Genomic DNA, 24424 nt, shown 5'->3' on the forward strand with positions numbered 1-24424 from the left:
ACCATACTAGCAGATTATTGGTTAAGGGCGGGGGGATAAATCCACCCGCCGAGCAGGGTAACTCAGTGATGCCAATCCTGATATTCCTGCTTGCGCCGCGCTGGCGCGGTTTCCGGCATCAGGCTCAGGCCGATGGCCGACACCACGCCCAGCACCATCATGTACCCCGCCAGCCCGTAGTAGTGGCCGCCGGTCACCTGCAGGATCTTCACCGCCAACAGCCCGAGAATGCCGCTGCCGATCAGCGAGCCGATCTGCCAGATCAGCGCGATGCCGCTGCAGCGCACGCGGGTGGGGAACAGCTCCGGGAAGTAGGAGGCCTGCGGCGCGTAGCACATGCTGTGGCCGAAGGTCAGCACCACGATCATGGCGATCTGCGTCACCCAGAAGCTATCGAGGTTGATCGCCATAAAGAACGGCACGATGCACACCACCTGCAGCAGCGCGCCGGCGATGTACACCGGTTTGCGCCCCAGCCGATCGGAGAGGCGGCCCATCAGCGGAATGGCGAAAATCTCCAGCAGCACCGCCACGATCATCGCCTCCAGCAGAATGGTTTCGTTGAGGTGGTTGGCCTTGCCGTAGGCCAATACGATCACCGTGAACATGGCGAAGGCGCAGGCTTCGATCAGCTTGGCACATACCCCTTTGCCGATAAGGCCGGGATAGCGGCGGGCCACTTCCACCACCGGCCGGCTCTCCACCGCTTTGGTGGCGCGGATCTGGGTAAACACCGGCGATTCGTCGATCCTCAGGCGAATAAACAGCCCGACCAGCACCAGCAGCAGGCTGAGCAGGAACGGAATGCGCCAGCCCCAGTCCAGCATCTGCGCCGGCGACAGCACGGCGGTCAGCAGCGCGAACAGCCCGGACGGCAGCAGGAAGCCGGCGGGCGCGCCGATTTGCACCCAACTGGCGTAGAAGCCACGCTGGGGCGGCGGCGCATATTCGGCGGTCATCAGCACCGCGCCTGCCTGTTCGCCGCCGACGCCGAAGCCCTGCAGCACGCGGATAAAGATCAGCGCGAGCGGCGCCCAGATGCCGATCTGCTCATAGGTGGGCAGCAGGCCGATGCAGAAGGTGCCGAGGCCGACGATCAGGATGGTGATCACCAGCGCCTTCTTGCGGCCGACCTTGTCGCCGATATGGCCGAACACGATGCCGCCCAGCGGGCGCGCCAGGAAACCGACCGCGTAGGTGGCGAAGGCCGCCAGCGTGCTGATCAGCGGATCGGCGCTGGGGAAAAACAGCTGGCCGAAGAACAGCACCGCGGCGGTGCCGTATGCGAAGAAATCATAGTATTCGGCGGCGGTGCCGATGGCGGAAGCGCTGGCGACGCGCCGCAGCAGCGGTTGATTGCCGGTATTGACGGCGTTATGCGTGGTGACGGTCATCGGAAACCTCCCGGGCGGTAAGCGGCAGAGCGGCGACGGCGGCTTTGGCCCCCTGGCTCAGCAGTTGATGATAAGCGTGGCTGACGGCGCGGACGAAGTCAGGCGAATCGGGCAGATCGTGGCCGAAGACGCTGTCGAGTTGCAGCAGCGCCAGGACGCGGGGCCGGCCTTCCTCGCTGCCGGCGACCAACGCGGCGAGGCGCTCGCGCAGCGGGTCGCTGATGGCGATCGGCTCGCCTTGTTCATCGCGGCCGCCGACGTAGCGCATCCAGCCGGCGACGCCCAGCGCCAGGCAGTCGAAGCGGCTGCCACGCGCCAGATGCCAGCGGATCGCGTCCAGCAGCCGCTGCGGCAGCTTCTGCGTGCCGTCCATGGCGATCTGCGCGGTGCGGTGTTTCAGCGCGCGGTTGCGGTAACGCTGCAGCAGCGAGTCGGCATACAGCGCCAAATCGACGTTCGGCACCTGCAGGGTCGGCGCCTGTTCCGCCAGCATCAGGTGACGGGCGGCGCGGACAAAATCCGCATCCTGCATACAGTCGCCGACGTGCTGATAACCGGCCAGGTAGCCGAGGTAGGCGAGGAAGGAATGGCTGCCGTTCAGCATGCGCAGCTTCATCTCCTCGTACGGCAGCACGTCGCTCACCAGTTCGGCGCCGGCCTTTTCCCAGGCCGGGCGCCCCTGAGGAAATCGGTCCTCAATGACCCACTGGCTGAACGGCTCGCAGGCCACGCCGACGTCATCCTCGACGCCGCCCAGCCAGGTGCGCAACTGCCGGCGGGCCTCCGGCGTTACCGCCGGCACGATGCGATCCACCATGGTGGAAGGGAAGGCGACCTCTTGACGCACCCAGTCGGCCAACGCCGGATCCTGCCGCTGCGCCAGTTCGACCAGCACCTGGCGCGTGACCCGGCCGTTAGCCGGCATGTTATCGCAGGACATCACGGCGAACGGCAGCAGCCCGAGTTCACGGCGCAGGCGCAGCGCCGCCAGCAGCAGCCCCGGCGCCGACTGCGGCTGTGCCGGGTGAGCGATATCGTGCGCGATCGCCGGGTGTTCCTCCATCAGCCGACCGCTGGCGGGGTGGTAGCAATAGCCCTTTTCGCTGATGGTCAGCGAGACGATGGCGATCTCAGGCTGTGTCAGGGCCGCCAGCACCGCCGCCAGCCCGTCGGTTTGCAAGTGCAGCGCCTGGCGAACCACGCCGATGACCCGGCCCCGCCAGCCGTCGTCGTCCATCTCCGCCACCGAGAACAGCAGGTCCTGTTGCCGTAGGTCGGCGATCTTTTGCTGGCCGTGCTGCATGCTGATTTCGCAGTAGCCCCAGTCACTGCCGTGCTCGCTGGCCAGCCTGTCGGCGTACATCGCCTGGTGCGCGCGGTGAAACGCGCCGAAGCCGATATGTGCCATGCGCGGTTTCACGCGCTCACGTGCGTAGCCGGGCCGGATAACGGCGGCCGGCAGCGCGCTGTGGTCGGAAAGTCTCATGTTCAATGTCCCTGGAGAGGTAAGCAAAGGGGCGAAGCCGCCCCGTCTGGCGTTAGGGTTTTAAGATTTGCACGCCCGCCGTTGCGCGCGGCGCCTTGATCACCAGCAGCACCAGCAGCGCGCCCAGCGCGGCGACGCCGCCCGCCAGCATAAAGGCGCTGTCGAATTTGCCGGTGTTCTGCACGATGTAGCCGGTGACGATGGGCCCGATGATGCCGGAGACGCTGCCGATCAAATGAATGAACCCGCTGGCGCCGCCGACCCGGGATTTATGCACCACGTCCTGGATAATCGCCCAGTAGAGAGCGCCGGTAATGTAGAGGAAGAAGATCGACACCGACATCAGCATCACCGCCGGCACCACGCTGCTGACGGTGCCCGCCAACGCCACGCACACCGCCGCCGCCAGCAGGCTGGTGACCAGCACGATCTTGCGCGACAGCAGCAATTTGCCGGTGATGTTGAAGATCTTGTCGGAAATATAGCCCCCGAGCGCCAGCCCGACGAAGCCGACGATCCACGGGATCATCGTGGTCAGGCTCATCTCTTTGATGTTCAGGTTGTGCGCCTGCACCAGATACGAGGGGAACCAGCTCAGGAAGAAGAACAGGATGTAGTTGTAGCAGAAGAAGGCGAAGGCGGTGACCAGAATGATCGGCTGCTTCAGGTAGTAACCCAGCCCGTGCGCGGCGTCGCTCAAGGCGCTTTCCTCGCCGAGATTTTCCTGTTTCAACTGTGCGATCAGCGCCCGTTCTTCGTTGCTGACGCGTTGGCTTTTCGCCGGGTTATCCGCCACCACGAAGAACCACACCAGCATCCAGACGATGCCGATGGCGCAGATGATCATAAACGCCGGCCGCCAGCCGAACGCCAGCGCCAGATAGCCGACGATCGGCCCGGCCACCGCGCCGCCCAACGGTGAACCGGCGCTGAGCAGGCCCATAGCGGTCGCCGCCTGTTTCTTCGGGAACCAGCCGTTGATCATCTTGTTGGCCGAGGCGCAGATCGGCCCTTCGGCCATGCCGAACAGGACGCGCAGGATCAGCATTGAGTAAAAGCCGGTGGCGATCGCCGTCATGCCGCAGAAGATGGACCACAGGCCGACCGCCACGCCCAGCACCAGCGTCGGGCCGAAGCGGTCGACCGCCAGCCCGCCGACGAAGTTGAAGATGGCGTAGCCGAAGAAGAAGCTGCCGAAGATCAGGCCGAACTGTTCGGCGTTCAGCATCAGATCCTGTTCGATCATCGGCACGGTGATCGACAGCGCCACGCGATCGAGGTAGTTGATCATGTAGACCATGAACAGCAGGAACACGATGGTCCAACGCAGGTTTTTAAACATAAAGCACTCCACTGGGTGTCGTTTTAATCGTGATGCTTCGTTGTTTGCACGGGCGGCGGGTGCCGCCCCATGCCCCGATGCTGCCGTGACGTTACTCGAACTGCAGCAGTACCTTGCAGCAGGTGCGCTGATCCCGCTCGAACATCTGCATTGCCCGTTCGACGTCGCCGGCGGGCACGCAGTGGGTGAGTAGCCGCTGCGGGTCTAGCTTGCCGTCCGCCATCCAGGCGATCACCTGCGGGAAGCGCGCGCTGTTCAGGCGCGAGGAGAAGATCGACAGCTCCTTGCTGGTGATGCTCTGCTGGGTCAGGGTGCAAGCGTCGCCGGAAAAGCCCATGATGCCGATGCGCGCCGCCGGCGAAGCCAGCGCGATCGCCTCCGGAAAAATGGCGGGGTGGCAGGCGGCATCGACGATCAGCGTCGGCTGAACGCCGCGCTGCTGCAGCGCCTGCGGCAATGCGGCCTCGGCGTTGTTGAATACTTCGTCGGCACCGTTGGCGCGTGCCATGTCCAGCCGTTCGGCGATGCGATCGACGACCCACACCTGCTTGACGCCGTACACGCCTTTCAGCGTCTGGATCACCGTGAGCCCCATCGGCCCGGCGCCGTAGATCAGCGCGATGTCGTCGGGGCGTGGTTGCAGATGGGCGGTAATGTTGGCGGCGATAGTGAAGGGTTCGATCATCGCGGCGTGGCGATCGCTGATGGCGGCCGGAACCGGATAGGCGTTGCGTGCCGGCACGCAGGCGTAGTCGCTGAAGCCGCCGTCGCGGTGCACGCCGATCACCTGCAGCGAGGTGCAGACGTTGGGGCGGCCGACCGAACAGGGATAGCAGTGGCCGCAGCTCACCACCGGGTCTACCGAGACGCGTTCGCCGAGGCGCGCCGGATCGACGCCTTCGCCCAGCGCATCGATCAGGCCGAAGAACTCGTGGCCGATCACCCGCGGGTAGCGGGCGAACGGGTTATGGCCGTGATAGATATGGACGTCGGAGCCGCAGATGCCGGCGAATTTCACCTTGACCCGCACCTCGCCGGCCGCCGGCTGTGGCAGCGCGCGCGTCTGCAGCGCCAGGCGCCCGGGCTGTTCGATCACGACGCTGCGCATGGTGTTTACCAGTTCCATAAGGTGCCATCCTCCAGACGCGCGACCGGCAGGTAGGCCGGTTCATAGGGGTAACGGGCCGCCAGCTTCTCATCGAACTCGATGCCGATGCCCGGCTTGTCGCCCGGATGCATATAGCCGTCGTCGAACGTCCAGCTGTGCGGGAACACCTCGAGCATTTGCTCGGAATAGCCCATGTATTCCTGCACGCCGAAGTTTGGCACCCACAGATCGAAGTGCAGCGCCGCCGCCATGCAGATCGGCGACAGATCGGAAGGGCCGTGAGAACCGGTGCGCACCTGATACAGCGAGGCGAAGTCGGCGATGCGCCGCATGCCGGTAATGCCGCCCGCGTGCGTCAGGGTGGTGCGGATGTAGTCGATCAGCTGTTCTTCGATCAGCTGTTTGCAGTCCCAGATGCTGTTGAACACCTCGCCGACGGCGATCGGCGTGACGGTATGCTGGCGGATCAGGCGGAAACAGGCCTGATTTTCCGCCGGCGTCGGATCCTCCATCCAGAACAGGCGATACGGCTCGGCGCTTTTACCAAAGCGCGCCGCTTCAATTGGCGTCAGGCGGTGGTGCATGTCGTGCAGCAGGTGCTCGTTGAAGCCGAACCTGTTGCGCACCGCGTCGAACAGTTTGGGGGTGAAATCGAGGTATTTTTCCGTCGACCACAGCTGCTCTTCCGGCCAGTCACCCTTGGTGGCCGGCTCATAGGCCTGGCCTTTGCCCTTGGCCATGCCGTAGGTGGTTTTCATGCCGGGCACGCCGCATTGCACGCGGATCGCCTTGAAGCCTTGTTCTTTATGTTTGGCGTAGTCGTCGAGCACCTCGTCGATCGAGTGGCCGGTGGTATGGCAATACACCATCACTCCCGAACGTGAGGCGCCGCCCAACAGCTGATACAGCGGCATGTTGGCGGCCTTGGCCTTGATGTCCCACAGCGCCATGTCGACGGCGGAAATGGCGGACATGGTCACCGGGCCGCGCCGCCAGTAAGCGCCTTTGTAGAAGAATTGCCAGAGGTCTTCGATCCGCTGCGCGTCGCGGCCGATCAACTGCGGGCAGAGGTGATCTTTCAGGTAAGAGGCCACCGGCAATTCGCGCCCGTTCAGCGTGGCGTCACCGAGGCCGATGATGCCGTCATCGGTGGTGATTTTCAGCGTGACAAAGTTGCGCCCCGGGCAGGTGACGAACACCTCGGCGTTGACGATTTTCATAACCTTCACATCCTGTAGCTGCGGAGAGATAGCGCGAAAATAAGTCATGAACTAACTACCATACAAGTATGAATTGATGAATTTGCCGGAGAGGATCACATTTGATCGCGAGTGGAAGCGGATGAACGGAGGGGAAGAAGTGGGGCGCAGCGGCTGCGCCCGACAAGGTCAGCCCAGCAGGGCGCAGTTAGGCGGCAGGCGGCATTCGATGGCCTGCGGCAACACTTCGATGCGGAAATGGCGGCCTTTGAGCGGTTCGCCGTCGAGGTTGAAGGTCATCTCATGCGGCGCGTCGATCTCGAGCCACGGCAGCGCCGCGCTGAGGATGCTGTTGCTCTCTTCGTCGTTGAACAGGGCGGCGACCAACGCCGGCAGCAGTTCATCGGCGATCAGCAGGCGCAGCTGCAGCAGGCCGTCGTTGATCAGCGCGCTGGGGCACAGTTCCTGGCCGCCGCCGGCCTGCTTGCCGTTGCCGATGCCGATCACCAATGCTTCGCCGGCCCAGCGGAAGTCCGGCCCGCGGATTTCACAGCGGTCGGCCTGCAGCGTATCCATGCGCAGCAAGCCGTGCACGAAGTAGGACACGCCGCCCAAGGCCGCCTTCAACTTCTCCGGTGTCTCGGTGGTGATGCGGGTGCCGAAGCCGCCGGTGGCCATGTTGATGAAGTAGCGCTCGCCGTTGACCTTCGCCAGATCGATCGGCACCGAGCGGCCCTTGATCGCCAGCTGCAGCGCCAGTTCGGGGGATGGGGGGATATTGCACGCCATGGCGAAGTCGTTGGCGGTGCCGAGCGGCAGAATGCCCAGCGCCGGCCGGTTATGCGCCGGCAGCTGCACCAGCGCGGCGGCCACTTCGTTGATGGTGCCGTCACCGCCGCCGGCGACGACGGTGCCGACGCCGAGTTGTGCAGCTTCCGCGACGTAGCGCGCGGCGTCGCCGTGCTCCCAGGTCACGCGCACGTACAGCGTGATTTGCTCTTCGCGCAGCCGTGTGACCGCCTGACGCAGTTCTTCGTTGCCGGCGCCCTTGCCGTTGAGAATAAGCAGGGCGGCTGCATGTGAGTGTTGAGGCATTACCGATCTCCTCCGGCGGAAAACCAAGAATGCCTCAAGATAAACCAGCCTACGCCGCCAAGCCATCAGAATATTCAGCTAATTCCGGTTATTTCCTATTGTGCCGTGAATATGAAGACGATGCGAATTTATCTGAATTTAACCTGACAATAAGCGGGATTTTAATGGCGGCAGGATTAATCGCTATAGCGTTATTTATATATCGATGTGGCGTTATTATTTTTATTAAAATGGATAACGGGAAAACGTAATGAAAAATAGGCGCACCGGCGGCAATGGCGGACCCATAAAGAAAAAGCCAGCCCAAGGGAGATTGGGCCGGCTAAGGAGGTGGTTCCTAGTATTGCTATGCAAATATTTTCGTTGTTCGTTTTAAGCAGCGTGATAGTAACCAAGCTGCGGGCACATTGATGTGATCCAATTCTAATATTTGCTAAAAATCGCCGCCGAATGACGGCGATTGATTGTTAGGCTCCGGCGCTATTTTCTTCCGCCAAATTGCGGATCAGCAATGCATAATTGAGATCAATATCCTGCGGGATCGGCAAATAAACGATATGGCCGTTGCCCGGCGCGACCTCAATCGGCTCGCCTTTCTTATTTTGCATGCTTTCGAGGGTGAACAGCACGTTGCCGCCCGGCGTCATCATCTCGACGCTGTCGCCGAGTGAGAATTTATTCTTCACGTCGACTTCCGCCCAGCCTTCGCGGCGCACGCCGGTGAACTCGCCGACGAACTGCTGGCGCTCGGAGAGCGAAGAGCCGTATTCGTAATTCTGCTGCGCTTCGTGCACGTGGCGGCGCAGGAAGCCTTCGGTATAGCCGCGGTGCGCCAGGCCTTCCAGCGTGGTGAGCAGGGTCGGATCGAACGGTTTGCCGGCAACGGCGTCGTCGATGGCGCGGCGGTAGACCTGGGCGGTGCGGGCGCAGTAGTAGAAGGACTTGGTGCGCCCTTCGATCTTCAGCGAATGCACGCCGAGCTGCGTCAGACGCTCCACGTGCTGGATGGCGCGCAGATCCTTGGAGTTCATGATATAGGTGCCGTGTTCGTCTTCGAAGGCGCTCATATATTCACCTGGCTTTTGCGCTTCAGACAGCATGAACACCTTGTCGGTCGGCGCGCCGATGCCCAGCGTCGGCTCGACGGTCTGCACCGGGATCGGTTCGTGCAGGTGCACGATATTGCCGGTGTCGTCCTCTTTGCCTTCCTCCGCTTTGTACTGCCAGCGGCAGGCATTGGTGCATGTACCCTGATTGGGATCGCGTTTGTTGATGTAGCCGGACAGCAGGCAGCGGCCGGAGTAGGCCATGCACAGCGCGCCGTGGACGAAGATCTCCAGCTCCATGTCCGGCACTTCGGCGCGGATCTCGGCAATCTCTTCCAGCGACAGTTCGCGCGACAGGATCACGCGGGTCAGGCCCATTTGCTTCCAGAACTTCACCGTCGCCCAGTTAACGGCATTGGCCTGCACCGACAGGTGGATGTCCATCTGCGGGAAGGCTTCGCGCACCATCATGATAAGGCCAGGATCGGACATGATCAGCGCATCCGGGCCCATATCGATAACCGGCTTCAGATCGCGCAAGAAGGTTTTCAGCTTGGCGTTGTGCGGGGCGATGTTCACCACCACGTAGAATTTTTTGCCCAGCGCATGCGCTTCGTTGATGCCCTGCGCCAGATTCTCGTGGTTGAACTCGTTGTTGCGTACCCGCAGGCTGTAGCGCGGCTGGCCGGCGTAAACCGCATCGGCGCCGTAGGCAAAGGCGTAACGCATGTTTTTCAGCGTTCCGGCCGGGGAGAGAAGTTCCGGTGTAAACATAGTGTGTCTCGGTCTGATTTCAGGTCAGCACCACGCCACCTGATGGCGCAGTAAAAGCGGGGGATTGTAGCCGCAGCGCGGCAAGAAATCAGCAGTTAACCGGATTTATTCAAGGGAGATTGATCCCGGTCAAACGGAAAACGCGCGGTGGCGGCCACCGCGCGGGCGAAAGGGGGGATCAGGCGCTCAAATCGCGGATATCGGTGGTCGGGCCGTTTTTCGTCACCGACTGGATACCGTTTTTGGCCGCGCTTTCGGAGCTGTACATTTCGCTGACGCCGATCACCTGATGGTTCTTGGCCTTCAGCACAAAATAGGGCTGATTGCTGGCGCTGTGCTTCAGTTCGTACTGCGCTTCGTGCGGTGAATTGGTCTGCACCGAGGCGATGCCGTTCTCCGCCGAGGCTTTGCTGGCATACATCTCGCTGGCCAGAATAATTTCGCCGTTACTGGCTTTCAGGTTGAAGTGGTACTGTCCGTTCTTTGCTTTTTTCAGCTCGTAATGACCGATTGCCATGGTTCTTCTCCTGTAGGTTCCGATTCGTGATGTAAGTGTAGCCAATCGCTTGAAAATCGGCGGCTAAACCTCACAGCAGCTTAGTCGAAAAAATGCGCAGTTTTTTTGCGCCGGCGCGGAGTTTTCATTCGGTGAGCCCGGCGCCGCACGGGAAGCTAAGGAAAGGCGCGGTGATTGCGCAGTGCGCCGCATAATGACAATTACGTGGTTTCATCGAGCAGCATTGCGCGTTACCGTTTGCCCGCTACGTAAAGGTGAGTGAAAAGTGAGCGATAGATCTTGGCATCGACGCGCTGCAGGCATATGCTTTGGCCTATGCCTGCTGTGGAGTGTCGAGATGGAAAGAATCGCCAAGCTGTTTAAAAACGGTAGAAATCAGGCGGTGAGGTTACCGGTGGAATTTGAATTTGATACGGATCGTGTGTATATCCGTCGCGATCGGGAGGGAAACGTGATTTTATCCAAATATCCGGCAAAGCCGGACAGCTGGGCACCGCTGCTGAGCATTATCGCCCAAACGCCGGTGCCGCAAGAGTTTCTTGGCGCGGAAGATCGTCAGCAAGGGGTTGCAGACCGCGATCCATTCTCAGAGGAAGAGTAGGCGATGTACATGTTTGATACCAACACCGTCAGCCACTTGTTTCGGCAGCATCCGCAGGTGCTTAACGTCATGCAAAAGCTCCCGCCTTCTGCCGTATGTATTTCCAGCGTCACGGAGGCGGAACTGCTTTACGGTGTGGCCAAACGGCGGAACAAAGCGTTGCAAAGCATGGTCGAGGCCTTTCTTGCTGCGGTGACGGTCTATGCATGGGATCGCGAGGCCGCCCGCTGCTACGGTGAAATGCGGGCAAACATGGGGAGAAAGGGCAAAATCATGGGCGCGATGGATCAACTGATCGCCGCTCACGCGCAGAGCCGTGGCGCGACGCTGGTGACCAACGATCGCGCATTCGCCATGGTGCCCGGGTTGGCGGTTGAAGACTGGACGCGCTGATTTCCCTCTAAACCCCATTCATCAACCGGCAGGGCTCGGCTTCCCAGCGGTAGCCCACACCGTATACCGAGCGAATAAAGGATTTTTCCCCGTCGATCAGTTCCAGCTTGCGGCGCAGGTTTTTGATGTGGCTGTCGATGGTGCGGTCGGTGACCACCCGGTAGTCGTCGTACAGGTTGTTCAGCAGCTGCTCGCGAGAAAACACGTTGCCTGGCTGGCTGGCCAGCGTTTTCAGCAGGCGGAACTCCGCCGGCGTCAGATCCAGCAACTGCCCCTGATAGCTGGCCTGGAAGCGCGGTTCATCGATGTGCAGCAGATCATCTTCCCGCGCGTTCTCCTGCGGCCGATAGCTGCGGCGCAGGATGGTTTTCACTCGCGCCACCACTTCACGCGGGCTGTAGGGTTTGCAGATGTAATCGTCGGCGCCGATCTCCAATCCCAACAGGCGGTCAATCTCTTCGATTTTCGCCGTCACCATGACGATAGGCACGTCGCTGAAGCGGCGCAGCTCGCGGCACACCGTCAGGCCGTCGGCCCCTGGCAACATCAGGTCGAGTAAGATCAGCGCCGGCGGATGCTGGTGCACGGTCGGCACCACTTCATTACCGTTGGTCAGCCAGCGGGTGGCGTAGCCCGCCGCCTGCAGATAATCCACCAGCAGCTGGCCCAGCTTGGGCTCATCTTCAACAATCATGATCTGCACGGGTTGATTCTGAATGTCCATCAGGGCGCCTTATTTTTTATCGGGGTAGCAAATTCTACTGTAATGCGCACGCCGCCTAAAGGCGAATGCTCGGCGCGGATTTTCCCGTCGTGCGCTTCCACGATGTTGTGGCAGATCGCCAACCCCAGCCCTGAGCCGCCGCTGGCGCGGTTGCGTGAACCTTCCGCCCGATAGAAGCGTTCGAAAATGCGCGTCAGTTGCTGATCGCTGATGCCCGGCGCGCTGTCCTGCCAGCAGAGGATCAGTCTCCCCGGCTGCAGCTCGGCGCCGATCTCCAGCCGGCCACCGACGTCGGTGTAACGCAGGCTGTTTTCCAACAGGTTATTGAACAGCTGGTTCAGGCGATCGGGATCGCCGAACAGCGGCGCCTGGGCCGGCAGATGGGTGACGATCTCCAGCCCTTTGGCGCGGAAGCGTTCGCGGAAGGCGGCGACGGCGATCTGCACCAGGTGCACGCAGTCCACCTGCGCCTTGCGATAGGCCAGCGCGCCGAGATCGGAGAGCGACAGCTGGTGCAGGTCGTCGACCAGTTTGGTCAAGGTGGATACCTCAGCCTGCAGCGAGCTGAGCGACGCCGGCGTCGGCTGGCGCACGCCGTCCTGCAGCGCCTCCAGCTCGCCGCGCAGCACCGCCAGCGGCGTGCGTAGCTCGTGCGACACGTCGGCCATAAAGGCGCGACGCATCTGCTCGTTTTTTTCCAGCGAGGTGGCCAACTGGTTGAAGTCGTGCGCCAGCCTGCCCAGTTCATCCTGGCTGCTGACCGCCACGCGGGTGGTGAAATCGCCCGCCGCCAGGCGGTGGGTGCCCGCCACCAGGCGCTTGACCGGGGCCAGCATGCCGCGCGACAGCAGCCAGGTCACCGCCGCTGCCAACAGGGTGGAGAGCGCGACGATAATCCAACTGGTGCGCCGCTGCTGGCGATCGAAGTTGATGTCCGTATTGCGCGTCAGGCGCTCGACCGGGGTGGTGAGCACCCAGCCGACGATCTCGTTGTTATAGCGGATTGGATGGCGCGGCCCCTCTTTCGGCAACGGGCCGGAATGCCCGACCAGCCGATTGAACTGGCTGTCCACCACCCAAAACTGGGTGCGCCAGCCCTTGGGCGGCAGATTGTGGCTGCTGTCGCTGTTCTGCTCGAACGAACGCATGATTTGGTAGACCACCTGATCGTTGTTGCGCAGGAATATCCAATTGCCATGATGGCTGTACTGTTCCTCCAGCGCTTCGCTCAGCATGTTGATGCGCTGCTCGTTGCTGCTCTTGATGTAATCGATAAAGCCGCGCTCAAAGCTGACGCGCACCCCCCAATGCATGGTGATCAACACCAGCATGCAGGTAGCGAAAATGGCCAGGAACAGCTTCCCGGTAATGCCTATCCTCATTGCAACCTCGTTGAGCCGGTACCCGGCTCTTTGGTCAGCGTGCGGTTGGGCGCGCTATCGGCCGGCACGCGCGCGAAGGCGAGCGCGGGCAGGGCGATAATCAACGCCATACAGCAGTAGCTGTAAATAAATGCGCTGTGAATGGCTGGGCTATCGGCCACCACCTGGTGATGGGCGAAGCTGCCGATCAAGATGCCGGCGACGCTGACGCCGAGGCTCATCGACAGCTGCATGACCATCGACAGCAGGCTGTTGCCGCTGCTGGCCAGCCGGTCCGGCAGATCTTTCAGCGTCAGGGTGTTCATCGCCGAGAAGCGCAGCGAGTTGACCATCCCCTGGAAGAACAGCACCACCGGCAGCAGCCACAGCCAGCCGAGCATCGCCGCCAGCAGGAAACTCAGGCTGACCAGCGCCAGCAGCAGCGTGGCGGCCACCAGCACGTTGCGGTAGCCGAAGCGGTTGACCACCTGCACCACGATGCGCTTCATGCCCATGCTGCCGATGATCATCGGGATCATCATCAGCCCGGCGTGGAACGGCGAGAAGCCCATGCCCACCTGCAGAAACAGCGGCGTCATGAACGGCAGCATGCCGCTGCCGATGCGCCCCAGCAGGCTGGCCAGCAGTCCGATCTTGTAAGTCGGGGTGCGCAGCAGCCGCAGCGAGAACAGGGCGCGGCTATTGCCGTATGCATGCCAAACATACCCCAACAGCGCCGCCACGCCCAGCGCCACCAGGCCGGCGATGGCGCTGCCGGACAGCCCCATGCCTTTGTGGCCGTCGAGCGCCAGCGTCAGCGACGCCATGCCGATCGCCAGCAGGAGAAAGCCGCTGACGTCGAAGCGGCGGGTCTGCATTTGGTAGTTGGGCATCAGCAGCAGTGTAGCGATGGCGCCCACGATGCCCACCGGAATATTGATCAGGAAAATCCAATGCCAGCTGGCGTATTGCACCAGGAAGCCACCCAGCGCCGGCCCCATCAGCGGGCCGATTTGGCCTGGCAGCGTTACGAAGGTCATCGCCGCCATGTACTGCTCGCGCGGCACGATTTTCATCACCGTCAGGCGGCCGACCGGCACCATCATCGCGCCGCCGACGCCCTGAAGCACGCGCGAGGCGATCAGTTCGTTCAGGGTTTCCGAGCGGGCGCAGAGGAGGGAGCCGAGGGTGAACAGCACGATGGCGCTGAAAAACACCCGCTGTACGCCGACCTTGTCCGCCAGCCAGCCGCTGGCCGGCAGCGTCACCGCCACCGTCAGCACATAGGAGACGATCACCGACTGCATGCGCAGCGGGTTCTCCCCCAGGCTGGCGGCCATCGAGGGCAGGGCGGTGTTGACGATAGTGGTATCCAGCGTCTGCATAAAGAAGCCGAATGCCACTATCCAGAGTTGCCAGCGTACTGTGGCGGTGTGTTTCATCAGCATCGGTCGGCCATTAATGGGGCAGCGGGGCCAGTTGCTTGTTGCGGCGGAACTTCGCCTGCAGCCGGTCGAAGTAAAGGTAGACCACCGGGGTGGTGTACAGCGTCAGCAGCTGGCTCATCACCAGGCCGCCGGCGATGGTGATGCCGAGCGGCTGGCGCAGCTCCGCGCCGTCGCCGCGGGTCAGCACCAGCGGCAGCGCGCCGAACAACGCCGCCAGCGTGGTCATCATGATCGGCCGGAAACGCAGCAGGCTGGCCTGGAAAATCGCCTCGCGGGCGCTGATGCCGCCATTGCGCTGCGCTTCGAGCGCGAAGTCGACCATCATGATGGCATTTTTCTTCACGATACCGATCAACAGCATGATGCCGATCAGCGCGATCAGGCTGAACGGTGCGCCGAACAGCTCGAGCGCCAGCAGCGCCCCCACGCCGGCGGAAGGCAGCGTGGAAAGGATGGTCAGCGGATGGATATAGCTCTCATACAGCACGCCGAGCACGATATACACCGTGGCGATCGCTGCCAGGATCAGGATGAGCTGCGACTTCAGGGTGTCCTGGAATACCTGGGCGGTGCCGGCGAACGCGCCGCGCACCGTGGACGGCACGCCGAGCTGAGTCATGGTGCGCTCTACCGCCGCGGTGGCGTCCGACAGGCTGCCGCCGTCCGGCAGGTTAAAGGAGATGGTCGAGGCGGCGGACAGCCCCTGATGGTTGACCGACAGCGGCGCGTTGGCCGGTCGCCAACTGGCGAAGTAGGAGAGCGGTATCGCCTTGCCTTCGTTGTTGATGATGAACATTTTGTCCAACGAGCTCACGTCCTGAGTGTAGGGCGGCGCCACTTCCATCACGACTTTGTATTGGTTGAGCGGTTGATAGATGGTCGAAATCTGTCGCTGGCCGAAGGCGTTGTTCAACAGGTTGTTGGCGTCGGACACCGAAATGCCGAGGCGCGCCATGGTTTCGCGATCGTAGACCAGATCCATCTCCGAGCCTTTATCCTGCTGATCCGAGTTGACGTCCGCCAGCTCGGGCAATGCGGCCAGCGCGGTGCGGATCTTCGGCTCCCATTCGCGCAGCGCGGAGAGATCGTCCGCCAGCAGCGTATATTGGTAGCTGGCGTTGGCCTGCCGGCCGCCGACGCGGATATCCTGTACCGCCATCAGAAACAGGCTGGCGCCCGGTTCTTTGGCCAGGCGGGCACGCAGGCGGGCGATCACTTTCTGCGCGTCGTCGCTGCGTACCGACAGGGGTTTCAGTGAGATGAACATCGAACCGCTGTTGGTGCGCGAGCCGCCGGTAAAACCGGTGACGTTTTCCACGTCCGGATCTTCGCGCACGATTTTCATGAAGTCTTCCAGTTTGCCGCGCATCGCCTGGAACGAAATGCTTTGGTCGGCCTGGATAAAGCCCATCAGACGCCCGGTATCCTGTTCAGGGAAGAAGGTTTTCGGGATGCTGATATACAGCCAGACGTTGAGCGCAACGGTGGCGAGGAACACCGCCAGCACCCAGCGCGAGTGGCCGAGCACCCAGTTCAGCGAGCGTCCGTAACCCTGCTGCAGCGCCAGCAGCATTTTGCCGAAGCCGCGCGCGCGCCGCTGCGAACGCGCCGGCTGGTGGCGCAGCAAATAGGCACACATCATCGGCGTGAGCGTCAGCGAGACGATGAGCGACAGCCCGATCGATACCGACAGGGTGACGGCGAACTCGCGGAATAGCCGGCCGGGCAGGCCTTCCATCAGCAGCAGCGGGATAAACACCGCCACCAGCGAAACGCTCATCGACAGCACGGTGAAGCCGACTTCCCGCGCGCCCAGCAGCGCGGCGTTGATCGGTTTCATGCCGGCCTCGACGTGGCGGGAAATGTTTTCCAGCACCACGATGGCGTCGTCCACCACAAAGCCGGTGGCGATGGTCAGCGCCATCAGCGACAGGTTGTTGAGGCTGAAGCCGCACAGATACATGGCGGCGAACGAGCCGATCAGCGACACCGGCACGGCGACCGCCGGGATCAGCGTGGCGCGCCCGGAGCGCAGGAAGATGAACACCACCAGGATCACCAGCCCGATGGCGATCGCCAGCGACTGTTCCACCTCGGCCAGCGACGCGCGGATGGTTGGCGAACGATCCTGCGCGACGTTGAGTTGAATCGAGGCCGGGATATTCTCCTGCAGGGCGGGCAGCTCGGCGCGAATGCGATCGACGGTTTCGATGATGTTGGCGTCCGGCGCGCGGCTGATGGCCAGAATGATCGCCGGTTTGGCGTCGGTCATCCCGGCGTTACGCACGTCTTGCACCGAGTCTTTGACCTCGGCCACGTCGGCTAAACGCACCGCCGAGCCGTTGTTGTAATGAATGATCAGCGGACGATAAGCATCGGCGGTTTTCAGCGCGTCGTTGGCCTGGATCTGCCAGCGCTGCTGCGGGTTTTCCACGGCGCCCTGCGGACGGCGCACGTTGGCGTTGGCGATGGCCTGCCGCACGCTGTCCAGCGACACGCCCTGATTGAACAGCGCCGAAGGGTTCAGCTCCACCCGCACCGCCGGCAGCGAGCTGCCGCCTACGGAAACGTCGCCGACGCCCTCGGTCTGGCTGATCTTCTGCGCCAGCTGGGTGGAGGCGAAATCGTAAAGCTGCCCCTGACTGTAGGTGTCCGAGGTCAGCGTCAGGATCATGATCGGCGCGTCGGAAGGGTTGACCTTACGGTAGCTGGGGCGGCTCGGCATGCCGGTCGGCAGCAGGCTTTGCGCGGCGTTGATCGCCGCCTGCACGTCGCGCGCGGCGCCGTTGATGTCGCGATCGAGATCGAACTGCAAAATGACGCGGGTACTGCCGAGCGAACTCATCGAGGTCATTTCGTTAACCCCGGCGATGCGGCCCAGCGCGCGCTCCAGCGGCGTCGCCACCGAGGACGCCATGGTTTCCGGCGAGGCGCCCGGCAGCGACGCGCTGATCGAAATCACCGGAAAATCCACCTGCGGCAGCGGCGACACCGGCAGCAGGCGAAAGCCGATCGCGCCGCTGATGGCGATGGCCAGCGTCAGCAGGGTGGTGGCCACCGGCCGGTGAATGAACAGGGCGAAGAATTTCACGGCAGCTCCTGCGTATCCAGCTGGCGATGCGTGTTGCGCGCCAGCTTGTCAAACAGCAGGTAGATCACCGGCGTGGTGAACAGCGTCAGGATCTGGCTCATGATCAAACCACCGACCATACAGACGCCGAGCGGATGCCGCAGCTCCGCGCCGACGCCGGTGCTCAGCATCAGCGGCAGCGCGCCGAGCAAGGCCGCCAGCGTGGTCATCAAGATCGGCCGGAAACGCAGCAGACAGGCCTGATAGATGGCGTCGCGCGGCGATAAACCCTGCTCGCGTTCCGCCGCCAGCGCGAAGTCGATCATCATGATGGCGTTCTTCTTCACAATGCCGATCAGCAGGATGATGCCGATGATGGCGATCACGTCCAGCTCGCTGCCGGCCAACATCAGCGCCAACAGGGCGCCGACCCCGGCGGTCGGCAGGGTGGAGAGGATGGTGACCGGATGAATGAAGCTTTCATACAGCACGCCCAGCACGATGTACATCGCCACCACCGCCGCCAAAATCAGCCACAGCGTGCTGCCGAGCGCCGCCTGGAAGGCCAGGGTCGCCCCCTGGAATTGGGTGGTGATGTCCCTTGGCATATTGAGATTTTTTTCCACCTGGGTGACCGCGTCGACCGCCTCGCCGAGCGAGTAGCCGTCGGCGACGTTGAACGAAACGGTGGCCGACGGGAACTGGTCGAGATGGTTCACCGACAGCGGGCCGAAGCGCTCTTCGATTTTGGCGATGGCGCTCAGCGGCACCACGGCGCCGTCGTTGCCGCTCAGACGGATCTCATTGAGCGCCGCCAACCCCGGTGTCGCGCTGACGTCGTGCTCCAGCACCACGCGGTATTGATTGGCCTGGGTGTAGATGGTGGAGATCAGGCGCTGGCCGAACGCGTTGTACAGCGCATTGTCCACGTCGCTCATGGTGACGCCGAGGCGGGAGGCCGAATCGCGATCGACGTTGACATAGGCCACCAGCCCCTGATCCTGCCAGTCGCTGGTGACGTCCGCCAGCTGCGGGGTTTGCTTCAGCGCATCCATCAGCTGCGGCACCCACAGGCTGAGATCGTCCAGCGACATCGCCTGCAGGGTGAACTGGTACTGGGTGCGGCTGACCTGGGTATCGATGGTCAGATCCTGCACCGGTTGCAGATACAGCTTCACGCCGGGGAACTGCGCCGTTTGCTGCTGCAGGCGGCTGATGATCGCCGGAATGCGCTCGCTGCGTTCGCTCAGCGGCTTCAGGTTGATCTGCAGCCGGCCGCTGTTGAGCGTGGCGTTGCTGCCGTCGACGCCGACGAACGAGGTCAGGCTCTCCACCGCCGGATCTTTGAGGATCTGCGCCGCGACCTGCTGCTGGCGCTCGGCCATGTTGCTGAACGAGACGCTCTGCGGCGCCTCCAGCGTGCCCTGAATGATGCCGTTGTCCTGCACCGGGAAGAAACCTTTCGGGATCAGCAGGTACAGCAATACCGTCAGCGCCAGCGTGCCCACGGCCACGCCGAGCGTCAGCCAGGGATGGTTAAGCACCGTTTTCAGCCACTTGCCATATTGCGCGATCACCCGGTCGAAAAAGCGTTCGGAGGCGGCGGAAAAACGGTTCTGCTTGCGCAGCGATTCGTGGCTGAGCATGCGTGCGCACATCATCGGCGTCAGCGTCAGCGACACCACGGCGGAGATCAAAATTGCCACCGCCAGCGTGACGGCGAACTCGCGGAACAGGCGGCCGACGATGTCGCCCATGAACAGCAGCGGGATCAGCACCGCCACCAGCGAGAAGGTCAGAGAGATGATGGTGAAGCCGATCTCGCCGGCCCCTTTCAACGCGGCGTCGAGCGGTTTTTCCCCTTTCTCGATGTAGCGCGAGATGTTCTCGATCACCACGATGGCGTCGTCCACCACGAAGCCGGTGGCGATGGTCAGCGCCATCAGCGTCAGGTTGTTGATGGAGAAGCCAAGGAAGTACATGGCGGCGAAGGTGCCCACCAGCGACAGCGGCACCGCCACGCTGGGGATAATGGTCGCCGGCACGTTGCGCAGGAACACGTAGATCACCATCACCACCAGCGCGATCGCCAGCAGCAGCTCGAACTGCACGTCGCTAACCGAGGCGCGGATGGTGGTGGTGCGATCGGTCAACACCTTGACGTCGACTGACTTGGGCAGGCTTTTAATCAGCGTCGGCAGCATTTCGCGGATGCTGTCGGCGGTGGTGATGACGTTGACGCCGGGCTGGCGTTGGATGTTCAGCACGATCGCCTGTTGCTTGTTGGCCCAGGCCGCCAGTCGGGTATTTTCCGCCCCTTGTTCGATGGTGGCGATATCCTGCAGGCGGATCGCCGCGCCGTTCTGATAGGCGACGATCAGCTGGCGATAGTCGTCGGCAGATTTCATTTGGTCGTTGGCGGAGAGGGTGACCGATCGGGTCGGGCCGTCAAGGCTGCCTTTCGCCGAGTTGACGTTGGCGTTGCTGATGGCGGCGCGAATGGTTTCACTGTTCAGGCCATAGGCGGCGACCGCCGCCGCGTTCAATTTTACGCGCACTGCCGGGCGTTGACCGCCGGCCAGCGTCACCAGGCCGACGCCGGTCACCTGAGAAATTTTTTGCGCCACGCGGGTTTCCACCATGTCTTCCACCTGCGTCATCGGCATGGCGGTGGAGGTCACGGCCAGCGTCAGGATCGGCGGATCGGCGGGGTTAACCTTGCTGTAGATCGGCGGGTAAGGCAAATCGGTCGGCAGCAGGTTGGTGGCGGAGTTGATCGCCGCCTGCACTTCCTGCTCCGCGACGTCGAGCGGCAGCGCCAACTGGAACTGCAGTGTGACCACCGAGGCGCCGCCGGAGCTTTGCGACGCCATTTGCTTCAGGCCGGACATCTGGCCGAACTGGCGTTCCAGCGGCGCGGTAATGGCAGAGGTCACCACGTCCGGGCTGGCGCCGGGGTACAGCGTCACCACCTGGATAGTGGGGTAATCCACCTCCGGCAGGGCGGACACCGGCAGCGCGCGATAACCGATAATCCCCGCCAGCAATATTGCCACCATCAGCAGCGTGGTGGCGACCGGACGCAGAATAAACAGGCGGGACGGACCGCCGCCGGCGTTGGGAGGCATCACCTGCATCAGGACTTCCTCTGAACGTCAGGTTCGCGCTTGGCGTTGGCCGCCGCCGGCGCTTCGCTCGGCGCGAGCACTTCCACCTGCATGCCTTCGGTCAGGCGATCGATGCCGTCGGTCACCACCCGATCGCCGGCGTTGAGACCGGCGCTGATCACCACCTGTCGGCTGTCCTGCACGCCGGCGGTGACCCGATGTTTGCTGACCTTGTTGTCTTCGCCGAGCGTCCAAACGAAGTTGCCCTCGTTGCCCATCTGCAGCGCAGCGGTCGGGATCACCACCGCATCGTGCAGGGTATCCACCTGCAGCCGCGCGTTGACGAACTGATTGGGGAACAGCGCGTCATCTTCGTTGGCGAAGCGCGCTTTCAGCTTGATGGTGCCGGTGGCGGTATCAATCTGGTTGTCCAGGCTCAGCAGCGAACCGGTCGTCAGCTTGTTCTGGTTGGTGCGATCCCAGGCTTCGACGCTCACCGGCCCGGCTTTTTGCGCCTTGAGCAGATCGGCGATGTTGCCTTCGGGCAGCGTGAACACCACGTCGATCGGGTGCGTCTGCGTGATCACCACCAGACCGGTGGTGCTGCCGCTGGTAACGTAGTTGCCGACGTCGACCAGTTTCAGGCCGACGCGGCCGTCGATTGGCGCAGTGATGCGGCTGTAGGTGATCTGCAGTTTGGCGCTGTCGACCGCGCCCTGATCGGCCTTGATCGCGCCTTCGGTCTGCTGCACCAGCGAGGCCTGCGTATCCAGCTCCTGACGGGACACCAGATTGGTTTTCACCAGCTGCTGATAGCGCGCCAAATCGCGTCGGGCGTTGGCCAGCGTGGCCTGATCTTTTGCCAACTGCCCCTGAGCCTGGGTCAACTGAACCTGGAATGGCCGGGGATCGATTTCCGCCAGCAGATCGCCGGCTTTGACCTGCTGGCCTTCGGTAAAGTGGATCGCCATCAGTTGGCCATCGACCCGGCTGGTGACGGTCACGGTATTGGCGGCGGTGGCGGTGCCCAAGCCGGAAAGATAGCGTGGCACCGTCTGTTGCGTGGCGGTCGCCGCTTGCACCGGCGACATCGGCGCGCCGCGTCTGCCGCCCGCCGCGCGGCCCGCTCCCGTTTTACCGGCGGCCTGGTGCGCGCCCGGCGTCGTCCCAGCGGTCGGTTGGGTGGCGCTGAAATGGCGCCAGGCCAGAACGGCGACGATGATCGCAATCGCCGCAACCAGCAGGCGCAGCAGCAGGGAACGACGTTGGGGTTTTGCATTCATGGTGGTGAAAATTCTCTCCAAAAGGCAGGGGCGCGGGCACTCATTGCCACAAAAATGACACTCCTTACAGGATACTAGTTTAGCCAGCGAAGACGGCATAAAAATGAAGGAAATATGGAGGAACCGTCAGCATTGTCTTAATAAGTGGGTGATTTGCGCGTGCTATGTTTATAAGTGATTTATTCCGGCTTATAGCCAATACGTTTTAACGATTTCCTGTATTTGGCGCTAATAATTAACAGGCAAATCATTTAACCCATGGAGCCTTTGTGATGAGCAAGAAACAACTGGGTCGTTCAGGCATTCAGGTGCCGGCGTTAACCTTCGGTGGCAACGTGTTCGGCTGGACGGCGGATCAAGCGACCTCGTTCAGCCTGCTGGATGCGCTGGTGGACAATCAGCTCAACTTTATCGATACCGCCGACGTTTATTCCAGCTGGGCGCCGGGCAACCGGGGCGGCGAATCGGAAACCGTCATCGGCGAATGGCTGAAGAAGAGCGGCAAGCGCGACCAGGTGATCATCGCCACCAAGGTGGGCAAACCGATGGGCGAAGGCAAGCAGGGGCTGTCGCCGCGCTATATTCAGCAGGCGGTGGAGGACTCGCTGCGTCGCCTGCAAACCGATTATATCGATCTTTATCAGTCGCACGACGATGACCGCGATACGCCGCTGGAAGAGACGCTGGCGGCGTTCGATGCGCTGATCAAGGCCGGCAAGGTGCGGGCGATCGGCGCCTCCAACTATCAGGCGGATCGCCTGGAAGAAGCGCTGCGGGTGAGCGAGAGCAACGGATTGGCGCGCTACGAAACCCTGCAGCCGGAATATAACCTGTATGCGCGCGAAGGGTATGAAGCCGAGCTGGAAGGCGTGGCGCAGCGCCATGGCCTCGGGGTGATCAACTTCTTCGCGCTGGCCAGTGGTTTTCTGACCGGCAAATACCGCAGCAAAGCGGACGAGGGCAAAAGCCAGCGCGGCGATCGCATCGTCGAACGCTACCTGAACCCGCGCGGTTTCCGCATTCTGGCGGCGCTGGATCAGGTGGCGGGCAAACACGGCAGCTCCCCGGCGCAGGTTTCGCTGGCCTGGCTGATAGCGCGCCCGAGCATCACCGCGCCGATCGTCAGTGCGACCTCGTTGCCGCAGCTGGATGAGTTGGTCAGCGCCACCCGCCTGACGCTGGATGCGGACGACATTCAGGCGCTGAACGACGCCAGCGCCGAGTAGGGGGCGTTACTCGGCGGCGATTTTGCTCTATGCTGAAGAGGTTAACATGGCCCATTCAGGAACCCGCAATGTCTGGTGATACCATCAACGACCTCGCGACGCTGGAACAGCTGTACGGCAAACCCGCCGCGCCCTCGGTTTTTAAAGAAGTCAGCTATATTCACCCGGCGTACCGCCCGTTTATCGAGGCGGCGCCGTTTGCCGCGCTCTCGACGGTCGGGCCGGACGGCATGGATGTCTCTCCGCGCGGCGATCCGGCCGGTTTTATCCATATCGAAGACGAGAAAACCCTGCTGCTGCCGGACCGTCGCGGCAATAACCGCATCGACAGCCTGCGCAATATCCTGCACGACAACCGGGTGGCGCTGCTGTTGCTGATCCCCGGCATCGGCGAAACGCTGCGGATTAACGGGCGGGCGGAAATCGTGGTGGCGCCGGCGATGCTGCAGCGCTTCGTCCACCGCAACCAGCTGCCGCGTTCGGTGCTGCGCATTCGGGTGGAGGCGGTGTTCTTCCAGTGCAGCCGGGCGATCTTGCGTTCGGGATTGTGGGAAGAGGGCAGCCGCCTCGAACGTTCGGCGCTGCCCAGCCCCGGCCATATTTTGGCCGCGGTGAGCCAAACGCGCTTCGACGGTGAGGAGTACGACAGCGCGCTGCCGCAGCGACTGAAGGATACGCTGTATTAATCGCCGTGGCGTTCGCGCCACATTTGCCGGTTCAGCCGATACAAGACGTGCTTTTGCAGCGGATGGCCCGTCGGCAGGCGCGGATGCAGGAAGGTTTCGCCGTCAAACTGCATGCCGATGCGCGTCATCACCCGGCGCGACGGCTGGTTATTTTCGGCGGTGAAGGACACCACTTCCGGCAAGCGCAGCGTGTCGAAGGCGTACGCCAGCGCGGCGCGCGCCGCTTCAGCGGCGTAGCCGTTGCCCCAGTGAGCCGCCGCCAGCCGCCAGCCAATCTCCACGCAGGGGGCACAAGGCAGATCGTCGCCCGGCCGCGCCAGCCCGACAAAACCGATAAAAGGCGCGCCGCCTTTCACTTCCACCGCCCATAGCCCCCAGCTATGTTGTTGCATGAAGGCGCGGATGCGTTCGGCCTGCGCGTGGCTTTCCTCGGCCGTCATCGTCGCCGGGAAATAGCGCATCACCTGCGGATCGGCGTTAAGCGCGGCGAAGGCCGGCAGATCGTCGTCGCGCCAGGCGCGCAGCCGCAGCCTGGCGCTGTCGAGGGTAAGGATGGTCGACATG

At 62.6% G+C, this 24424-nt stretch carries 20 protein-coding genes; 5 read left to right on the plus strand and 15 right to left on the minus strand.

What is annotated here, in order from left to right; all coding sequences use genetic code 11:
• Positions 1–62 precede the first annotated feature (62 nt).
• From ACJ8HA_RS17160 to yegS, 6 genes are all read right to left on the minus strand, one after another.
• Positions 63–1394 carry an MFS transporter gene (locus ACJ8HA_RS17160; RefSeq protein WP_060434399.1) on the minus strand — a complete coding sequence of 444 codons (1332 nt, stop codon included), beginning with the start codon at positions 1392–1394 and terminating at the stop codon, positions 63–65.
• Positions 1375–2880, minus strand: coding sequence for a mannitol dehydrogenase family protein (locus tag ACJ8HA_RS17165; protein WP_426880395.1), 1506 nt, complete (start codon positions 2878–2880; stop codon positions 1375–1377). The genes ACJ8HA_RS17160 and ACJ8HA_RS17165 overlap by 20 nt, the downstream gene beginning before the upstream one ends.
• Before the next feature lie 52 nt (positions 2881–2932).
• Positions 2933–4222, minus strand: coding sequence for an MFS transporter (locus ACJ8HA_RS17170; protein WP_025303869.1), 1290 nt, complete (start codon positions 4220–4222; stop codon positions 2933–2935).
• 91 nt (positions 4223–4313) lie between these two features.
• Positions 4314–5330 (minus strand): Zn-dependent oxidoreductase, encoded by a 1017-nt coding sequence (locus ACJ8HA_RS17175; RefSeq protein ID WP_442515420.1) that lies wholly within the window; start codon positions 5328–5330, stop codon positions 4314–4316.
• A 5-nt stretch (positions 5331–5335) separates the two neighbouring features.
• Positions 5336–6550 (minus strand): D-mannonate dehydratase ManD, encoded by a 1215-nt coding sequence (manD, locus tag ACJ8HA_RS17180; protein WP_025303867.1) that lies wholly within the window; start codon positions 6548–6550, stop codon positions 5336–5338.
• 168 nt (positions 6551–6718) lie between these two features.
• Positions 6719–7624 (minus strand): lipid kinase YegS, encoded by a 906-nt coding sequence (gene yegS, locus ACJ8HA_RS17185; protein WP_043137977.1) that lies wholly within the window; start codon positions 7622–7624, stop codon positions 6719–6721.
• Between the two features lie 29 nt (positions 7625–7653).
• Between yegS and ACJ8HA_RS17190 the strand changes: the two genes are divergently transcribed.
• On the plus strand, positions 7654–7875 hold the full coding sequence (locus ACJ8HA_RS17190; protein WP_141998673.1) for a hypothetical protein: 222 nt from the start codon (positions 7654–7656) through the stop codon (positions 7873–7875).
• A 216-nt stretch (positions 7876–8091) separates the two neighbouring features.
• Here ACJ8HA_RS17190 and trhP read toward each other — a convergent pair whose 3' ends face one another.
• Both trhP and ACJ8HA_RS17200 read right to left on the minus strand, forming a co-directional pair.
• A complete protein-coding gene (gene trhP, locus ACJ8HA_RS17195; RefSeq protein ID WP_025303865.1) occupies positions 8092–9444 on the minus strand; it encodes a prephenate-dependent tRNA uridine(34) hydroxylase TrhP in 1353 nt (450 codons plus the stop codon).
• A gap of 178 nt (positions 9445–9622) precedes the next feature.
• Positions 9623–9961 carry a YegP family protein gene (locus ACJ8HA_RS17200; RefSeq protein ID WP_016926703.1) on the minus strand — a complete coding sequence of 113 codons (339 nt, stop codon included), beginning with the start codon at positions 9959–9961 and terminating at the stop codon, positions 9623–9625.
• A 337-nt stretch (positions 9962–10298) separates the two neighbouring features.
• Here ACJ8HA_RS17200 and ACJ8HA_RS17205 point away from each other — a divergent pair, with 337 nt between their 5' ends.
• On the plus strand, positions 10299–10562 hold the full coding sequence (locus ACJ8HA_RS17205; RefSeq protein WP_004941563.1) for an antitoxin: 264 nt from the start codon (positions 10299–10301) through the stop codon (positions 10560–10562).
• 3 nt (positions 10563–10565) lie between these two features.
• Positions 10566–10955 (plus strand): type II toxin-antitoxin system VapC family toxin, encoded by a 390-nt coding sequence (locus tag ACJ8HA_RS17210; protein ID WP_025303864.1) that lies wholly within the window; start codon positions 10566–10568, stop codon positions 10953–10955.
• Positions 10956–10962: 7 nt separating this feature from the next.
• Here the strand turns inward: ACJ8HA_RS17210 and baeR are convergent, their stop codons facing one another.
• Genes baeR through ACJ8HA_RS17240 form a run of 6 tightly spaced genes read right to left on the minus strand, consistent with a single transcriptional unit; the run spans position 10963 to position 21948 of the window.
• The gene (gene baeR, locus ACJ8HA_RS17215) at positions 10963–11679 is read right to left on the minus strand and encodes a two-component system response regulator BaeR (RefSeq protein ID WP_004941568.1); all 717 of its coding nucleotides are present in this window, start codon (positions 11677–11679) and stop codon (positions 10963–10965) included.
• Positions 11679–13061 carry a two-component system sensor histidine kinase BaeS gene (gene baeS / locus ACJ8HA_RS17220; protein ID WP_049204856.1) on the minus strand — a complete coding sequence of 461 codons (1383 nt, stop codon included), beginning with the start codon at positions 13059–13061 and terminating at the stop codon, positions 11679–11681. The genes baeR and baeS overlap by 1 nt, the downstream gene beginning before the upstream one ends.
• Positions 13058–14488 carry an MFS transporter gene (locus ACJ8HA_RS17225; protein WP_049204855.1) on the minus strand — a complete coding sequence of 477 codons (1431 nt, stop codon included), beginning with the start codon at positions 14486–14488 and terminating at the stop codon, positions 13058–13060. Before ACJ8HA_RS17225 ends, baeS begins: the two co-directional genes overlap by 4 nt.
• Positions 14489–14498: 10 nt before the next feature.
• On the minus strand, positions 14499–17579 hold the full coding sequence (gene mdtC / locus ACJ8HA_RS17230; protein WP_197826836.1) for a multidrug efflux RND transporter permease subunit MdtC: 3081 nt from the start codon (positions 17577–17579) through the stop codon (positions 14499–14501).
• A complete protein-coding gene (locus ACJ8HA_RS17235) occupies positions 17576–20695 on the minus strand; it encodes an MdtB/MuxB family multidrug efflux RND transporter permease subunit (RefSeq protein WP_442515410.1) in 3120 nt (1039 codons plus the stop codon). Before ACJ8HA_RS17235 ends, mdtC begins: the two co-directional genes overlap by 4 nt.
• A complete protein-coding gene (locus tag ACJ8HA_RS17240; RefSeq protein WP_442515411.1) occupies positions 20695–21948 on the minus strand; it encodes an MdtA/MuxA family multidrug efflux RND transporter periplasmic adaptor subunit in 1254 nt (417 codons plus the stop codon). The genes ACJ8HA_RS17235 and ACJ8HA_RS17240 overlap by 1 nt, the downstream gene beginning before the upstream one ends.
• A gap of 272 nt (positions 21949–22220) precedes the next feature.
• Here ACJ8HA_RS17240 and ACJ8HA_RS17245 point away from each other — a divergent pair, with 272 nt between their 5' ends.
• Positions 22221–23174, plus strand: a complete 954-nt coding sequence (locus tag ACJ8HA_RS17245) for an aldo/keto reductase (protein ID WP_049204848.1) — start codon at positions 22221–22223, stop codon at positions 23172–23174.
• Positions 23175–23242: 68 nt separating this feature from the next.
• A complete protein-coding gene (locus ACJ8HA_RS17250; RefSeq protein ID WP_025303857.1) occupies positions 23243–23860 on the plus strand; it encodes a pyridoxamine 5'-phosphate oxidase family protein in 618 nt (205 codons plus the stop codon).
• Here the strand turns inward: ACJ8HA_RS17250 and ACJ8HA_RS17255 are convergent.
• Positions 23857–24423 carry a GNAT family N-acetyltransferase gene (locus ACJ8HA_RS17255; RefSeq protein WP_025303856.1) on the minus strand — a complete coding sequence of 189 codons (567 nt, stop codon included), beginning with the start codon at positions 24421–24423 and terminating at the stop codon, positions 23857–23859. The genes ACJ8HA_RS17250 and ACJ8HA_RS17255 overlap by 4 nt on opposite strands.
• Position 24424 lies beyond the last annotated feature (1 nt).

The organism is Serratia sp. CY33802, assembly GCF_052169095.1.
In the GTDB taxonomy this organism is placed as follows: Bacteria; Pseudomonadota; Gammaproteobacteria; order Enterobacterales; family Enterobacteriaceae; genus Serratia; species Serratia bockelmannii.

Bases quoted from the DNA above. Each gene is read 5' to 3' on its own strand.
- ACJ8HA_RS17165 (WP_426880395.1), bottom strand. From the start codon at position 2,880: ATGAGACTTTCCGACCACAGCGCGCTGCCGGCCGCCGTTATCCGGCCC.
- ACJ8HA_RS17160 (WP_060434399.1), bottom strand. From the start codon at position 1,394: ATGACCGTCACCACGCATAACGCCGTCAATACCGGCAATCAACCGCTG.
- yegS (WP_043137977.1), bottom strand. From the start codon at position 7,624: ATGCCTCAACACTCACATGCAGCCGCCCTGCTTATTCTCAACGGCAAG.
- ACJ8HA_RS17190 (WP_141998673.1), top strand. From the start codon at position 7,654: ATGCCTCAAGATAAACCAGCCTACGCCGCCAAGCCATCAGAATATTCA.
- ACJ8HA_RS17200 (WP_016926703.1), bottom strand. From the start codon at position 9,961: ATGGCAATCGGTCATTACGAGCTGAAAAAAGCAAAGAACGGACAGTAC.
- ACJ8HA_RS17250 (WP_025303857.1), top strand. From the start codon at position 23,243: ATGTCTGGTGATACCATCAACGACCTCGCGACGCTGGAACAGCTGTAC.
- ACJ8HA_RS17225 (WP_049204855.1), bottom strand. From the start codon at position 14,488: ATGCTGATGAAACACACCGCCACAGTACGCTGGCAACTCTGGATAGTG.
- ACJ8HA_RS17205 (WP_004941563.1), top strand. From the start codon at position 10,299: ATGGAAAGAATCGCCAAGCTGTTTAAAAACGGTAGAAATCAGGCGGTG.
- ACJ8HA_RS17255 (WP_025303856.1), bottom strand. From the start codon at position 24,423: ATGTCGACCATCCTTACCCTCGACAGCGCCAGGCTGCGGCTGCGCGCC.
- baeS (WP_049204856.1), bottom strand. From the start codon at position 13,061: ATGAGGATAGGCATTACCGGGAAGCTGTTCCTGGCCATTTTCGCTACC.
- ACJ8HA_RS17235 (WP_442515410.1), bottom strand. From the start codon at position 20,695: ATGCAGGTGATGCCTCCCAACGCCGGCGGCGGTCCGTCCCGCCTGTTT.
- ACJ8HA_RS17170 (WP_025303869.1), bottom strand. From the start codon at position 4,222: ATGTTTAAAAACCTGCGTTGGACCATCGTGTTCCTGCTGTTCATGGTC.
- ACJ8HA_RS17175 (WP_442515420.1), bottom strand. From the start codon at position 5,330: ATGCGCAGCGTCGTGATCGAACAGCCCGGGCGCCTGGCGCTGCAGACG.
- manD (WP_025303867.1), bottom strand. From the start codon at position 6,550: ATGAAAATCGTCAACGCCGAGGTGTTCGTCACCTGCCCGGGGCGCAAC.
- ACJ8HA_RS17240 (WP_442515411.1), bottom strand. From the start codon at position 21,948: ATGAATGCAAAACCCCAACGTCGTTCCCTGCTGCTGCGCCTGCTGGTT.
- ACJ8HA_RS17210 (WP_025303864.1), top strand. From the start codon at position 10,566: ATGTACATGTTTGATACCAACACCGTCAGCCACTTGTTTCGGCAGCAT.
- trhP (WP_025303865.1), bottom strand. From the start codon at position 9,444: ATGTTTACACCGGAACTTCTCTCCCCGGCCGGAACGCTGAAAAACATG.
- baeR (WP_004941568.1), bottom strand. From the start codon at position 11,679: ATGGACATTCAGAATCAACCCGTGCAGATCATGATTGTTGAAGATGAG.
- ACJ8HA_RS17245 (WP_049204848.1), top strand. From the start codon at position 22,221: ATGAGCAAGAAACAACTGGGTCGTTCAGGCATTCAGGTGCCGGCGTTA.